The sequence below is a fragment of the Aeromonas sp. 600724 genome (genome assembly GCF_049175135.1).
GTDB lineage: Bacteria > Pseudomonadota > Gammaproteobacteria > Enterobacterales > Aeromonadaceae > Aeromonas > Aeromonas veronii_A.
In genome coordinates this window covers 1-14,211 of the sequence record NZ_JAAKUM010000024.1, presented here as the reverse complement: position 1 = coordinate 14,211, position 14,211 = coordinate 1, and the positions used below count along the sequence as shown (strand labels likewise).

The 14,211-nt window shown below is 60.6% G+C and carries 14 protein-coding genes; 7 read left to right on the top strand and 7 right to left on the bottom strand.

What is annotated here, in order from left to right; all coding sequences use genetic code 11:
* Positions 1-2: 2 nt before the first annotated feature.
* Positions 3-893 (bottom strand): hypothetical protein, encoded by an 891-nt coding sequence (locus tag G5168_RS19055; RefSeq protein WP_167557564.1) that lies wholly within the window; start codon positions 891-893, stop codon positions 3-5.
* 139 nt (positions 894-1,032) lie between these two features.
* On the opposite strand from G5168_RS19055, the gene G5168_RS19050 reads away from it, so the two are divergent.
* Complete coding sequence (locus G5168_RS19050; protein WP_167557563.1) at positions 1,033-1,380, top strand: hypothetical protein; 348 nt, start codon at positions 1,033-1,035, stop codon at positions 1,378-1,380.
* Between the two features lie 28 nt (positions 1,381-1,408).
* Here the strand turns inward: G5168_RS19050 and ppa are convergent, their stop codons facing one another.
* The 3 genes from ppa to G5168_RS19035 all read right to left on the bottom strand — a co-directional run bounded on the left by ppa (position 1,409) and on the right by G5168_RS19035 (position 4,728).
* A complete protein-coding gene (ppa, locus tag G5168_RS19045; RefSeq protein ID WP_005335667.1) occupies positions 1,409-1,939 on the bottom strand; it encodes an inorganic diphosphatase in 531 nt (176 codons plus the stop codon).
* Positions 1,940-2,155: 216 nt separating this feature from the next.
* Positions 2,156-3,736, bottom strand: a complete 1,581-nt coding sequence (locus tag G5168_RS19040) for a DUF3369 domain-containing protein (protein WP_216952039.1) — start codon at positions 3,734-3,736, stop codon at positions 2,156-2,158.
* Between the two features lie 110 nt (positions 3,737-3,846).
* Complete coding sequence (locus G5168_RS19035; RefSeq protein WP_421252581.1) at positions 3,847-4,728, bottom strand: LysR family transcriptional regulator; 882 nt, start codon at positions 4,726-4,728, stop codon at positions 3,847-3,849.
* Between the two features lie 158 nt (positions 4,729-4,886).
* On the opposite strand from G5168_RS19035, the gene G5168_RS19030 reads away from it, so the two are divergent.
* Entirely contained in the window at positions 4,887-5,273 is a 387-nt protein-coding gene (locus G5168_RS19030; RefSeq protein WP_005335660.1) for a DMT family transporter, read from the top strand.
* Entirely contained in the window at positions 5,270-5,590 is a 321-nt protein-coding gene (locus G5168_RS19025) for an SMR family transporter (protein WP_005335659.1), read from the top strand. Before G5168_RS19030 ends, G5168_RS19025 begins: the two co-directional genes overlap by 4 nt.
* A gap of 78 nt (positions 5,591-5,668) precedes the next feature.
* Here G5168_RS19025 and G5168_RS19020 read toward each other — a convergent pair whose 3' ends face one another.
* The 3 genes from G5168_RS19020 to hrpB form a co-directional block, all read right to left on the bottom strand.
* Positions 5,669-6,070, bottom strand: coding sequence for a VOC family protein (locus G5168_RS19020; protein ID WP_064335476.1), 402 nt, complete (start codon positions 6,068-6,070; stop codon positions 5,669-5,671).
* Positions 6,071-6,128: 58 nt separating this feature from the next.
* On the bottom strand, positions 6,129-8,447 hold the full coding sequence (mrcB, locus tag G5168_RS19015; protein ID WP_021229558.1) for a penicillin-binding protein 1B: 2,319 nt from the start codon (positions 8,445-8,447) through the stop codon (positions 6,129-6,131).
* A 73-nt stretch (positions 8,448-8,520) separates the two neighbouring features.
* Positions 8,521-10,968 carry an ATP-dependent helicase HrpB gene (hrpB, locus tag G5168_RS19010; protein WP_227341385.1) on the bottom strand — a complete coding sequence of 816 codons (2,448 nt, stop codon included), beginning with the start codon at positions 10,966-10,968 and terminating at the stop codon, positions 8,521-8,523.
* Between the two features lie 178 nt (positions 10,969-11,146).
* On the opposite strand from hrpB, the gene thpR reads away from it, so the two are divergent.
* From thpR to gluQRS, 4 genes are all read left to right on the top strand, one after another.
* Positions 11,147-11,689, top strand: a complete 543-nt coding sequence (thpR, locus tag G5168_RS19005) for an RNA 2',3'-cyclic phosphodiesterase (RefSeq protein WP_421252580.1) — start codon at positions 11,147-11,149, stop codon at positions 11,687-11,689.
* A complete protein-coding gene (gene sfsA, locus G5168_RS19000; protein ID WP_201939152.1) occupies positions 11,686-12,429 on the top strand; it encodes a DNA/RNA nuclease SfsA in 744 nt (247 codons plus the stop codon). Before thpR ends, sfsA begins: the two co-directional genes overlap by 4 nt.
* A gap of 119 nt (positions 12,430-12,548) precedes the next feature.
* Positions 12,549-12,998 carry an RNA polymerase-binding protein DksA gene (gene dksA / locus G5168_RS18995; protein ID WP_005335644.1) on the top strand — a complete coding sequence of 150 codons (450 nt, stop codon included), beginning with the start codon at positions 12,549-12,551 and terminating at the stop codon, positions 12,996-12,998.
* A 111-nt stretch (positions 12,999-13,109) separates the two neighbouring features.
* The gene (gene gluQRS / locus G5168_RS18990) at positions 13,110-14,018 is read left to right on the top strand and encodes a tRNA glutamyl-Q(34) synthetase GluQRS (protein WP_421172731.1); all 909 of its coding nucleotides are present in this window, start codon (positions 13,110-13,112) and stop codon (positions 14,016-14,018) included.
* Positions 14,019-14,211: the final 193 nt, after the last annotated feature.

The window sequence follows — 14,211 nt, the reverse complement described above, 5'->3', positions numbered from 1 at the left end:
CGTCAGTAGAGCGACTCGCTGATGAGGGGGATCTTGGCCATGGTCATCTGCTGGGCCAGCAGGGACGAGCCGGTCAGCAGCACATGGCGCTGATTGTTGATCACCACCACATCACCGGGTACGCCACTGTCTGCCGTAATGGCCAGCCAGGCAGGGGAGACGCTGCCGATGCTGATATCCGGATAGATGATGCTGAGCACATATTGCGGGGCCAGCTCTGCCAGCAGGCTGGCCATCAGCAGAGCCTTCTCATCGCTGTCGGCCTTGTTATCTTGCAGTGCCTGCAGCGGCGGCGCGAAGTGATCCAGCTGCTCCGGCTGGGTGGGGATGGCGTTTAGCCACTCTTGCATCAGGCTGACGCTGGTGGCGAGATCCTTGGCGGCAAACTGCTGCGCCAGTGGCTTGAGGTGCCCTTTGAAGTGGTAGAAGAGCTGGGAGTAATCGGGGCGTACGCAAGGCAGTTTGCGATTGGCAGGATGGACGCAGGGTATCACCCTCATCTGGTAGAAGGCATCCTCCTGATACTGTTGGTAGGCTTGCCAGAATAGCAGCGACTCCATGCTGTCGTCCCGCAGGGTGAAGGCCTGCTCCAGATTGCGAAACTTGGTAGCTGTCTCGGGGCTGCTCTGATTGATCAGGTTGATGCTGTTGTAGAGCCGTGGGCTGATATAGGCGTAAAGGGTCTCCAGCGGATTGGTGAGAGAGGCCTTCAGCAGGCTCATCTCGTGGCGACTGGCGGCCATCACCTGATCGTCGGTGGTCAGCTGGAAGTGCTTGCGCTGGCCATCGGTGGATTGCCACTGCCAGCTCATGTTGATCTCGCTGGCGTTGCTTGTGGCGCCAAGGGTGGTGTAGAGAGTGAGGCTGAGCAACAGCGCGGGGGTCAGCTTCATGGTGGTGCTTCCTGCCGTGGACGATAATTAACAACTAGGTGAGCCGGCACCACTTTGGTGATGTTTCGTTTTGTGATCTGGATAACAGATTGATGTGACTTTTAATTTAATTGTGAAATTAAGTCACTCTGGAGGGGTTATGAAGCCTTGGATCATAGTGCTGTTTGGGCTGCTCAGCCTGCCAGCCATGGCGGGTCAGGTGATCGTCAACAAGGGGATGTCCGTTGCGGATACCTTTGCCCTGCGTGACCAGCTGGCGCGCGAACACGAATGGCAGGAGTGGCTGCGCTACCAGCAGGCCATCAAGTGGCTGGAGGTGTTGCCGGTCAACTGCGAGCTGATGAGCCAGCCGGGCGGCGGCTATCGCTGTGGCGGTGATTACTATCGTCCCTACCAGAAAGATGGCCGTGAAATATACATTCAGGGCAATCCTGCCGAAGAGGCGGCCGGTCTGCTGCCGCAAACACCGACAAAAAAGGCGCCATAAGGCGCCTTTTTTACAAACCGAGTGATGCTTACTTGGCAGCGTAACGCTCGGCAGAGGTTTTGATCTCGGCTTCGGCAGCGGCCTTGTCGCCCCAACCTTCCACCTTGACCCATTTGCCCGCTTCCAGCTCTTTGTAGCGCTCGAAGAAGTGCTGGATCTGGGCTTTCAGCAGTTCCGGCAGATCGTTCACATCCTGGATGTGGTCGTACTGCTTGGTCAGCTTGGAGTGCGGCACGGCAACGATCTTGGCATCTTCGCCAGATTCGTCGGTCATCTTCAGCACGCCAACCGGGCGGCAGCGAATGACGGAGCCGGCCAGCAGCGGGTAGGGGGTCGGAACCAGTACGTCGACGGGGTCACCATCCAGAGAGAGGGTCGCGTTCACGTAGCCGTAGTTGCACGGATAGAACATCGGGGTAGACATGAAGCGATCAACGAAAATAGCACCGCTGTCCTTGTCGACTTCGTATTTGATCGGGTCGGCATTCTGCGGGATTTCGATGATGACATAGATATCGTCGGGCAGGCTCTTGCCAGCCGGTACCAGGTTCAGGCTCATGATAATTCCTTCGTTGTTAGTATCAGGTTTGCAGGCCGATATTATAGCGATGTGATGTTAAATGACCATATTTCAGCGGTTATCGTTAACAAAGAAGGGGGATGTTTCCGCTTTGCGGCACTTTGATGTGTGCGGGATGCAACAAAACGGCTGTTTTGATGCTCTGCCGGTGAGCAAGGTCACCGGCAGAGCATGTGGAGTTGCGAGTAAAGAGGGTCAGAGCGAGTAGGGGAGTCTCGACTCGTTGACCAGTCGCGACAGGGCTGTCACTACATGAGGGTCAAACTGGGTACCGGAGCGGGACTGGATATACTCCATGGTCTGCGTCAGCGTCCAGGGCTCCTTGTAGGGGCGCTTGCTGAGCAGGGCATCGAACACATCGACTACCGCCACAATCCGCGCCGACAGCGGGATCTGCTGGCCAGCCAGCTGCTGCGGGTAGCCCTTGCCATCGAAGTGCTCATGGTGGCCCCGGGCGATCTCTGCCCCCAGCGAGAGGTAGCTGGTTCCCTCCACCATTTCGCCCGCCTTGTGCAGGATATTGGCGCCGATACCGGCGTGCTGCTCCATGATGGCCCGCTCTTCCGGGTCGAAACGGCCGGGCTTGTGCAGGATATGGTCCGGGGTGCCCACCTTGCCCACATCGTGCAGGATGGAAGCCATACCGATCATTTCGACAAACTCCGGAGTCAGTTGCTCCGGGTAGACCGCCATCTGCTTCAATTCGGCCACGATGGCATCCGAGAGCTTCTGCACCCGCAAGACATGCTCGCCGGTATCGGAATCACGAAACTCCGCCAGCGCCGCCAGCGCCACCACGGTGGCCTCCTGGGCACGAAGCAGCTGGTTGTAGAGATAGAGATTGTCGTAGGCCGCCGAGATGCGCTGGCAGAAGACATCCAGCAGGTCGCACTCGAGAGGATCCAGAGGCTGGGTCGGGGTGAAGCTCAACACGAACTCGCGGCCATTCTGGGCTGCAATATAGAGAGAGTCCTGCGGGTGTTCAAAGCGGTTGCAGCGCTCGTTTAACGCCTTCATGACCGACTCTTTCAGGGCAGAAAATTCATCAAGGCTCTTCTCCTCCAGCAGCGCCTCGTAGTCTCCGGTTGCCGCCAGGATCTCAAGCCCATGTTCGCCTGGACGGCGTTCGGCACAGATGGCCCCTTCGGTGCCCACATCGAGAATGGCGCTGATCTGTTTGAGCACGCCGGAAGCAAACTCCTTGAGTGAATGGAGATGGTAGAGATCGCCCGCGCCCTCCAGAATTTTGCCGAGTCCCTGTCGGCTCTTGTCGATGGCGCTGAGGGTTTCGTAGGAGCGAAGGGAGGCGATGACGGTGGTGAAGAGTTTTTGTACCGTCAACTCGGTCTTGGTCTTGTAGTCGTTGATGTCGTAATCGAGGATCACCCTTTGTTCCGGTGCCTGACCGGGTTGGCCGGTACGCAGCACGATCCGCACCAGCGAGTTGCGCATCTCGTTGCGGATCCGGTGCACCAGCCGCAAACCGGCATCTTCGGTCTCCATCACCACATCCAGCAGGATCAGGGCAATCCTGGGATTGGCCTCCAGCATGGTGGCGGCTTCTGCACCACTATAGGCGTTGAGCAGCTCGAGCGGGCGAGATTTGTATTGAATATTGGAGAGGGCAAGCCGGGTGGCGTGATGAATATCCGGCTCATCATCCACGATCAGCACTTGCCAGGGATTGAGTGCCTTGGGGACCACGACCTCTTCATCATCGAGTTCGATGATGTCGTCATCCAGCCAGATATCGTCCTTGTCTTGGGCACTGCTCATATCGGTTACGCCTCCGGCGCTCAATGAGTATGTGAAGAGTATGCACGATCACCTCTGTCAGGATCATCAGGATAAGCAGATATCGTGAGCTGGCACCGCCTCTTTCATCTTTACTCGAAAGGCTCAAGATAACTCTGGATCGATTTTTTCAACCAGGCCAATACTTTGCCGTGATAGGCATTTTCTGCCAGATAGACGCCATAGTCTCGCCACTGCAGGCTGAACTTGTGCTTCAGGGTCAGCAGGGTGCCTTGTCGCAGCTGGCTCTGGATAAGTGGCGAGGGGAGCACCGCCCAGCCCAGCCCATCGAGGACCGCGTTACGCATCAACTCGAAGCTGGAGAGACCTATATGCTGGCCTCCCACAGGTAGCAGGCTTTTTACAGAAAATTCATCTACATACGAGAGAGTTACCTGGGTGTGATCGGTCAGATCCTGCTGTTTGACCCGCTTCAGTCCGGCCAGCGGATGGCTGGGCGCCACCACCATCAGGGTGCGGATCGGGTTGAGCAGATCGATGTTGAGGCCGCTGCGCTCCTGATCCTCGGTAATAAGGCCAAATGCGGCATCGACGAACCCCTCTTCAACCAGCGCTGGCAGTTCAGGCGGAGAGGCAAGCACCAGCGAGATACTGGTGCCGGGAAACTGGTTGTGCAGGCTGGCCAGCATCTCGCGCCACACTTGCTCGGGGATGGCGTCATCGCGGGCAACCCGCAGCGCCACTTCGGCACCCGAGGCGTAATGTTTGCACTTCTGCTGCAAGCTGTTGGCCGCCTGTAGCAGGCGAGTGCAATCATCAAGTACCAGGTCGCCGATTTCGGTCAGGCGACTCTGATTGGCTCCTCGTTCGAAAAGTTCGACGCCAAGCTCAACTTCCAGTGCTGCGATGGAGGTGCTGACAGCGCTGCGGCTTTTGCCGAGACGACGGGCGGTGTTGGCTATAGAGCCGCTATTGGCTGACTCTACAAAGAGTTCTATCTGATATAGCTTCATGTTTTACAGACCATGGCGGAGTTTTTCACCATCACCTTAGCGTGCCGAACCAAGGCAAGGCAAACCTGTGGCGTCGGAATAATCGACGCTGAGCGATTGTCGCGAGTTGCTTCTCCCCGTTTACCATCTCTCCCGTCGAAGCAACAAAGGCATCCTATATGTTATTAAGTCGTATGTTTCTGGCCCGGCTGTTTTTGACCGGCGCCATCGTGACCGAGGTCGCCGGTACCTCCAGCATGGCCATGATCCCCGAGCAGGGAGCTGGCTGGATGAATTACATCCCGATGTGGCTGTTGATCGGCTTCTCGTACTGGTTGCTGGCGAAAGCCGCCAAAACAATCTCCATTGGTATTGCGTTTGCGCTCTGGGAGGGGCTCGGGATCACCCTGATCACCATAGTGTCGGTCATGTTCCTTGGTTACGATGTGACCGTTCAGGAGCTGATTGGCCTGGCTCTCGCGATAGTGGGGATTGTTATGGTGACCATGGGGGAGACCCATGATGAGCCTGCAGACAAGTCAGTAGAAGCGGAGGCCACTGCATGAGTCCGTTTGTGATTGTACTGGGCGCCGCACTGATCGATATCGGCGCCAACATGGCCATCAACCGCTCCAAGGGGTTTCGTTACAAGGGGTGGGGATTCCTGGGGATCATGCTGGTACTCGGCGCCTTTACCCTGCTCTCGGAAGCGGTAAGTGGCGGCCAGATTGACCTGGCTGTTGCCTACGCCACCTGGGGGGCTATCGGCATCGTCGGTACGGCGCTGGGTGGTTTGCTCTTCTTCGGTGAGCGGCTCAAGCCCATCGGCTGGGCTGGCATGATGGTGATGGCGCTGGCTGTCGTTATGCTGACTACCGCCTGATAACCTGGAGCAATAAGAAAAGCCGCCCAGTTGCAACCGGGCGGCTTTTGTTTGGCTGATTGCTTGGTCGATGCAGGCTCAGCGCGGCGCTTCGTAGAGCTCCAGCGGCAGGCCGTCGGGGTCGGCGAAGAAGGTAAAGCGCTTGCCGGTCAGCTCGTCCACCCGCACCGGCTCTACCTCGACCCGATGGGCCAGCAGGTGGGCGATGACCCGGTCAAGATCGCTGACCCGAAAGGCGAGATGGCGCAGGCCGCACGCCTCGGGGCGGGAGGGGCGCTTGGGAGGCGAGGGGAAGCTGAACAGCTCCAGCTGGCTGCCGTCCGGCAGGGCCAGATCCAGTTTCCACGACTGGCGCGCCTCGCGCAGGGTCTCGGCGATGATGGGAAGCCCCAGCACCTCGTGGTAGAAGTGGCGCGAGCGTGGGTAATCGCTGGCGATGATGGCCACATGGTGGATGGCGTCAAACAGCGGAAAGGTCATGGTGTTTCCTTGTCAGCAGCATAGTGAACGGGCAGCCTGCGCTGCCCGTGTCGTCGATCTAGTTGAAGAAACCGCCGAACCAGTCATCCAGCGCACTGCGCGGCGATGCACTGCTGGCGCAACCGGCCGGGGAGCCCATGGTGGATGCCTTGGCCGGCACCTGCAGGCTGCCCGGGCAGTCGCTGGCGACGCGGGTGCCGCTGGCGCGGGAGAAGTTGGCCCAGGTGACCCCTTCCGGCATCTTCAGTCCCAGACTGTTGACGCCGCGCTGGCTCATGTAGCCGCTAAAGAGCTGCAGAGCACCACTGGCACCGGTCAAGCCCGCCGGGGTGTTGTCGTCGCGACCGACCCAGATACTGACCAGTTCGTTGTTGTCCATCCCGGCAAACCAGGAGTCGCGCAGCTCGTTGGTGGTGCCTGTCTTGGCCGCCATTGTGGCGCCCGGGAACTTGGCACTGAGCGCGCGGGCCGTGCCCTGACTCACCGTCTTGGTCATTGCGAACAGGGTCAGCCAGCTTGCTTGCTGGTCGGTGACCCGCTTGGCGGTCTGATCATGCTGATAGAGCAGGCTGCCATCCCCGTTCACCACGGCGCGAATGGCCGACAGCGGCTGGGTCAGTCCCTGATTGGCGATGGGCAGATACATCTGGTTCACTTCCAGCGGGGAGAGGGCAACCGCCCCCAGCACCAGCGACGGATAGGGCTGGATCTCCTGCTGAACTCCCAGCTTGTGCAGGGTGTCGACAACCTTCTCCAGCCCCACTTGCAGCCCCAGATTGACGGTTGGCACGTTGAGGGAGCTGGCCAATGCATCCATCAGCGGCACGCTCTGGCGGAACTTGCGATCGTAGTTTTGCGGCGTCCAGACCTGACCATCCTGACCGCGAATACGGATCGGCTGATCTTTGAGCGGGGTCGCCAGGGTCAGGCCGTTGGAGAGACCGGTCAGGTAGACCGCCGGTTTCACCAGCGAGCCGATCTGGCGGCGGGCATCCAGCGCCCGGTTGAACCCGGCGTAGCGGGGATCCCGGCCACCCACCAGCGCCACCACTTCGCCCTTATGCCAGTCGGAGACCACCATGGCCGCCTCCAGCTTCTTCTTGCCGCGCAGTTTCTCGATATCGGCGAGGCCCGATTCGACCGCCCGCTCGGCCGCGTGCTGGGCGATGGGGTCGAGGCTGGTGAAGATCTTGAGGCCGGACTGCTTGAGCAGATCGGCGCCGAAGCGGCTCTGGATCTCCCGCTTGAGCAGCCCCATAAAGGCCGGGGTGCGACCATAGCTCATCTGGCCGCGAGCGATGATGCCGAGGGGCTGGCGGCTGGCCAGCTCATATTCGGCCTGGGTCAGGCTGCCGTGATCCATCAGCAGCTTCAGCACCAGATCACGGCGGGTCTTGGCCCGCTCCGGGAAGCGCCAGGGATCGTAATAGGAGGGGCCTTTCACCAGACCGACCAGCAGGGCGACCTGATCGATATCCAGCTCGTTGACCGGAATGCCGAAGTAGAAGTAGGAGGCGAGGCCAAAACCGTAGACCCCTTGCGAGAAGTTCTGCCCCAGATAGACCTCGTTGAGGTAAGACTCCAGGATCTCGTCCTTGCTGTAGCGATAGTCGATCAGCACCGCCATATAGGCTTCCTGCAGTTTTCGCCACAGGCTGCGTTCACGGGTCAGGAAGAAGTTCTTGGCCAGCTGCTGGGTCAGGGTGCTGCCCCCCTGCACGGTGCGACCTGCGATCAGGTTGGCGAACATGGCGCGCATGATGGCCACCGGCGAGACGCCGCCATGCTGGTAGAAGTCGCGATCTTCGGTGGTGAGCAGGGTCACCAGCAGGCTGTCGGGCACTTCGGCGATACGCACCAGCAGGCGATCTTCCCGATCTTCGGTATTGAGGCGATCGAGCAGCACCGGGTCCATCTGGGCGTAACCGAGCTGGCGCTGGTTCTCCAGCGACTGGATCCCCTCAAGGCGCGGGCCGTTGAAGGTGAGGCGTAGGCCACGGGCTCCATCGGCGCCATCATAGAACTCGAACGGACGGCGAATAAGCTCGATGCGGTTGCCATTGATGGTGTATTCACCCGGCGTGTGAGGCTGGCGCACCTGCTTGTAGCTCAGCATGTTGAGCTCGCGCAGCATCTGGTCCCGTGACAGGCGCTGGCTGGGGTAGAGCTCCAGCGGGCGGCTGTAGACCATCACCGGCAGCTGCCACTTCTCGCCATCGAAGCGCTCGCGCACCTTGGTATCGAGGTAGATGCCAAACACCACCATAAAGGCCGCCACCACCAGGGAGAGCTTGAAGCCAAGCCAGAACAGCTTGCGCCAGATGGTGCGTTTGGGCGCTGCCTTCTTGGGGGCACGCTTGCGTCGTTGGGTTGCCATAAATCCTCTTTGCTTTCCTTTCTACTTGTTATGTCGCATTCGCGAACGTCCGATCGGGCCTGGCCAATCGAACCTAGATACCCATCTTCTTCTTGGTGACCCTGGTCGGCATCGCCTCCAGCGGATTATCCGGCCAGTAGTGGCGGGGATAGCGTCCCTTCATCTCTTTCTTCACCTGTTCGTAGGATCCAGCCCAGAAAGCAGCCAGATCGGCGGTGATCTGCAGCGGTCGCTGGGCAGGGGAGAGCAGCTCCACTACCAGCGGCACCCGGCCATCGGCCACGCAGGGGGTCGAGCCTTGCCCGAACATCTCCTGAATCCGCACCGGGATCACCGGTGCCTGCCCTGGCTGATAGCGGATCCGCACCCGGCTGCCGGTCGGTGCCGCAAAGTGGCTCGGCAGCGCCTCGTCCAGCCGTTTGGGCAACAGCCAGGGCAGGGATTGGCGCAGGATGTCGCTCATATTGAGCCTCTTCAGCTGCTCCAGCCGGGTCATACCGCTCACCGCTGGCAGCAGCCACTGTTCCAACGTGGCCAGCAGGCTCTCGTCATCCATCGCGGGCCACCCCTCATCGGGCAGCCAGTCGCGGGCACAGCGCAGACGGGCCAGCAGCCCTTCGCTGCTCTCGTCCCAAGGCAGCACATGCAGCCCCTTGCGGCGAATGCCTTGCAGCAGGCAGCGCCCTTTCTGCTCGTCAGAGAGTTCGGTCAGCGGCCGCTGGCTCAACACCAGTTCGCCGATCACCTGCTGGCGTTCGGCGCGCACCCGCTCCTCGCGCTCGTCCCAGTCGAACCACTGCCGTTCGCTGACCAGTTCCGGCAGCAGGCGTACCAGCTCGTCCAGATCGACCGGTTCGGCGATAAAGATGCGGCTGCCGCGATCGTTCTGCCCCATCTCGATAGCGATAAGGGCGGCTTGTCCCTGACAGGGATGACCTTCTACCAGATCGCAGCTCACCCCACCACTGAGTTGATAGCGACTGCCGCTGCGCAGTTTGCCGATGCGATCCGGCCAGGCGAGGGCACAGAGTAGCCCCAGCCACTGACCCTGTGCATTGGCAGGGCGGGCGCCAAGCCGTTCAAACCAGCGGGCAGCGTTTTGGCGCAGGGCGTTTTGACGGCGGTGGAACAGCACCGAGAGGCGCTCCGATCCTCGCAGATCTTCTTCCTGCAACGCCACCAGATAAGCGGCATCGGCGACAATCCCTGTCAGACCCTCTGACTCCAGCTCGCGGGCGCGCAGCAGCATGCGAGCGAGGCGAGGGTGAGTACCGAAGGCGGCCATGGCGCGGCCAGCGGGAGTGAGTTGTTGCTCACCCTCCGGCTTCATGGCGCCAAGGGCCACCAGCAGCCGCTGGGCGCTGGCCACCGCGGCGGCGGGAGGCATATCGAGAAGCGGCAGATCTTCCACCTTTGCCCCCCACTGGGCGGCGTCCAGCAACAGGCTGGTCAACTCCTGAGTGAGGATGTCTGGCGGGCTCTGCTCGGCGAGCCGTTCCTGCACTTCGTTGCTCCAGAGCCGGTAGCAGAAACCGGGGCCGAGACGGCCAGCGCGACCGGCCCGCTGGGTGGCGGAGGATTTGGCTATCTGGCGGGTTTCCAGCCGGGTGACACCGCTTTTCAGATCAAAGGAAGCCCGTCGCTCCAGCCCGCTGTCGATCACCACCGAAATCCCTTCGATGGTGAGGGAGGTCTCCGCCACATTGGTGGTGAGCACCAGCTTACGGCGGCCGGCAGGCGCTGGTTCGATGGCTGCCTGCTGCGCCGCCATGTCGAGGCGGCCGTAGAGGGGGGCGAGGGTCACGTCGTCCGGCAGTTTGTCTGCCAACCATTGCACCAGTCGCTCGATCTCACCCTGTCCCGGCAGAAAGACCAGCAGGCTGCCATCTTGCTCGGCCAGCGCTTCGAGCACCACGGCACCGACCTGCGGCTCCAGCCATTGCTGGCGATTGGCGGGGCGGTAGTGGTAGTCGATGGGAAAACCGCGCCCTTCCGAGCGAACCACAGGGGCATCCGGCAACAAGGTCTCGAGTGCCATGCCATCCAGGGTGGCGGACATCACCAAGAGCTTTAGGTCATCGCGCAGCCCTTGCTGGCTCTCGATGGCGAAGGCCAGCGCGGTATCGGCGTGCAGACTGCGTTCGTGGAACTCATCGAAGATGACCAGCGAGACGCCAGTCAGCTCAGGGTCTTGCTGCAACATCCGGGTCAGCACCCCTTCGGTGACGATCTCGAGCCGGGTCGCTGAGCTGGTGCGGCTCTCGCCACGCACCCTCAGGCCGATGCGCTCGCCCACCTTCTCCCCCAGCTGACGGGCCAGAAAAGTGGCGATATTGCGCGCAGCCAGGCGCCTTGGCTCCAGCATGATGATGCGGCCGGGCAGCCGGTTCTGACGCACCAGCTCCAGCGGCAGCAGGGTCGATTTGCCCGCGCCGGGCGGCGCCTGCAGGATCACGCTGGTGTGGCTGTCGAGGGCGGCAAAGAGTTCGGGCAATACCGAAACGATGGGGAGCTGGGACAAAGCGATGAGCACCTTTTGTAGCAACCGGTAAAACGGCGCCTATTCTGCCACAGCCACCCGCGCCACCGTGAGTGGATGTGCGCAGATGGCTACTCGTGCGGGAGGCTGGCGAGACATGGCCGAATGGCTGCCATAGAATGGGTCCATCCAATGAGCGTGAAAAAGGCATTATCACCACATGGCCAAACTCTTCTTTGCCCTGCCCGTCAAGGAGCTCGCCCCCGAGCTCATCGCCTGGCGCGATCAGCTGCCCTGGCCCGGTCAGCCGGTGCTGCAAGCCAACCTCCACCTGACCCTGGCATTTCTGGGTGAGGCTGACGAGTTGACCACCCGCCGCCTGATCGCCGCCGTGGAGCGTCAGCACTGTCCGCCGCTCTCCATCAGGCTGGATGAGACCGGCTGGTTCAGCCGGGCCAAGGCCGCCTGGATTGGCCCGAAGGAGTGGCCCAACGAGCTGACCGTGCTGGCGAAGGCGCTGCGCCGCCACGGTGAGAAGTTGCGTCTTGGCAATGGCGAGCAGGGTTATCGCCCCCATGTCACCCTGTCGCGCAAGGCGGTCGAGGCCCCTGCCATCCTGCCTGCCCCAAATTTTCTGCTGCAGGCCGATGAGTTCTGCCTCTATCAATCCATCTCGACTCCGGACGGGGTGCGCTACGAGCCGCTTGCCTGCTGGCCGCTGCAGGCCCGGGTAAAAGAAGACGCGCGGAGGGCTAACCCGTGATCTTTGATCCCCCCTTGCAATCGGGCCAGCTGGTGGCCCGCTACAAGCGCTTTCTGACCGATGTGCAACTCGATAACGGCGAGGTCATCACTATCCACTGCGCCAATACCGGTGCCATGACCGGTTGTGCCGATCCGGGCACCCGGGTCTGGTACTCCACCTCCGACAACCCCAAGCGCAAGCTGCTCAACAGCTGGGAGATCGCCGAGAGCACGGCGGGCCACTTTATCTGCGTCAACACGGCGCGCGCCAACCAGATTGCCCGGGAGCTGATCGAGCAGGAGGCCATCGCTCCGCTGGCGGGGTACAGCCGGTTGCGCACCGAGGTGAAGTATGGCGAAGAGAACAGTCGCATCGATCTGTTGCTGGAAGATGACGAAAAGGGCAATTGTTACATCGAGGTAAAATCGGTCACCCTGCTCGACGAGCGGGAGGAGGCTGGCATGGGCTACTTCCCCGATGCGGTCACTGCCCGTGGAGCCAAGCATTTGCGCGAGTTGATGGCGATGAAAGCGGCGGGCCACAGGGCCGTGCTGCTCTTTATGGTGCTGCACTCCGGAATAAGCCGGATGCGCCCTGCAACCCATATAGATCCGCACTATAGTCTGCTAATTGAGCAGGCAATCGCGGCGGGGGTTGAAATTTTATGCTATCGGCCCCATGTTGGGGTGCAAGGCATGGTGGCTCAAGGGTTTGTCCCGTTTGAATCTGGTCACCTGTTACCCGAGGGGAGTGCATAAATATTGGAGTGGGTAACATTATTGGTACGGCTCGTTTGCTTACCCGTTACCCTTCTGCTATAGATGTCGCCCTCAATTTATGGATGGCACGGGTAGCGTGCTGAATTAGGAGACAGGGCATGCCAACAGGCGAAAACAGGAAATCTCTGGGCCCCCTGGCCATTGCGGGTGTCGCGCCTTACCAGGAAAAGCCGGGTGAGGAGTACATGAATGACCAACAAAAGGCGCATTTTCGCAAGATCCTGGGTGCCTGGCGCAACCAACTGATGCAGGAAGTTGATCGTACCGTCGACCATATGAAAGACGAGGCTGCCAACTTCCCGGATCCCGTGGATCGTGCCGCGCAAGAAGAAGAGTTCGCTCTTGAACTGCGTACCCGCGACCGTGAACGCAAGCTGATCAAGAAGATCGAGAAGACCTTGCAGCTGCTTGAAGACGATGATTTCGGTTACTGCGAACACTGCGGTATCGAGATCGGTATCCGTCGTCTGGAAGCCCGTCCGACTGCCGACCTCTGTGTCGATTGCAAGACGCTGGCCGAGATCAAGGAAAAACAGATGGCCGGTTGATCCCGACCCTCTGGTATATGAAAAAGGGAGCTCGCGGGCTCCCTTTTTTATTGAGCTTTTGGCGGTCGCGCCCCAGAATGCAGCCTCAATGAATTGCTTACCCGAACAGTCATGCCAGTGAATCCCCCGTCCTCACCCCTTGCACGTCCCTATGTCGGCCGCTTTGCACCTTCACCCTCAGGCCCGCTCCACTTCGGTTCGCTGATTGCGGCCCTCGGCAGCTTTTTGCAGGCCAGAGCGCAGCAGGGGCGCTGGCTGGTGCGCATCGAGGATATCGACCCGCCGCGGGAAATGGCAGGGGCTGCGACCCTGATCCTCAAGACTCTTGAAGCATATGGTCTCGAGTGGGATGGGGAGGTGATGTTCCAGAGCGCACGCCACGGCCGTTATGACGAGATCATCGACCAGCTCTATCGGGCGGGGGACCTCTACTGGTGCCGCTGCACCCGGCGCGAAATCATGGCTGCGGGCGGTCTCTACAGTGGTCACTGCCGTACCCTCGGGCTTGCGGCCGAAGGTTGCGCGGCCCGGCTGCGGCAGCACCATCCGGTCTACCACTTCGACGATCGTTTGCAGGGCCATATCGCGGTCCCTGCGGCGCTTGCCGAGGAGGATTTTATTATCCGCCGTCGCGACGGGCTTTACGCCTACAACCTGGCAGTGGTGGTGGATGATATGGACAGCGGCATCACCGAGATAGTGCGCGGCGCCGATCTGCTCGAACCCACGGTGCGCCAGATTGCCCTCTACCAGACCCTGGGTGCAGCGTTGCCCGACTGGGTGCATCTACCGCTGGCGGTGCTGGCAGATGGCAACAAGCTCTCCAAGCAGAACCATGCGCCGGCCCTGGCGCTCGATGAGGTGCGACCGGCCCTGTGGCAGGCGCTGCACTTCCTCGGCCAGTGCCCGCCCCCCGAGCTGATGGCGAGCCGGATCGACGAGATCATCGAATGGGGCATCGCCAACTGGCAGCTCGAACGGGTGCCAGCCAGCGAGAAGATCCCGCTGGACATAGAGTAAAGAGAGCCGGTTTTCGTGTAATAGGACGTGAGCTGGGCGCTGATAGACCGCTATTTTCGCTGGCAGACGGTTTCATGCGGGATCAATTTTCAGCACGGTTTTTCATTTGGTCAGGTGTGAGCTATGTGCAGATTGACCGCTATTTTCGCTGGCGGACGGTTTCATGCGGGATCAATTGTCAGCACGGTTTTTC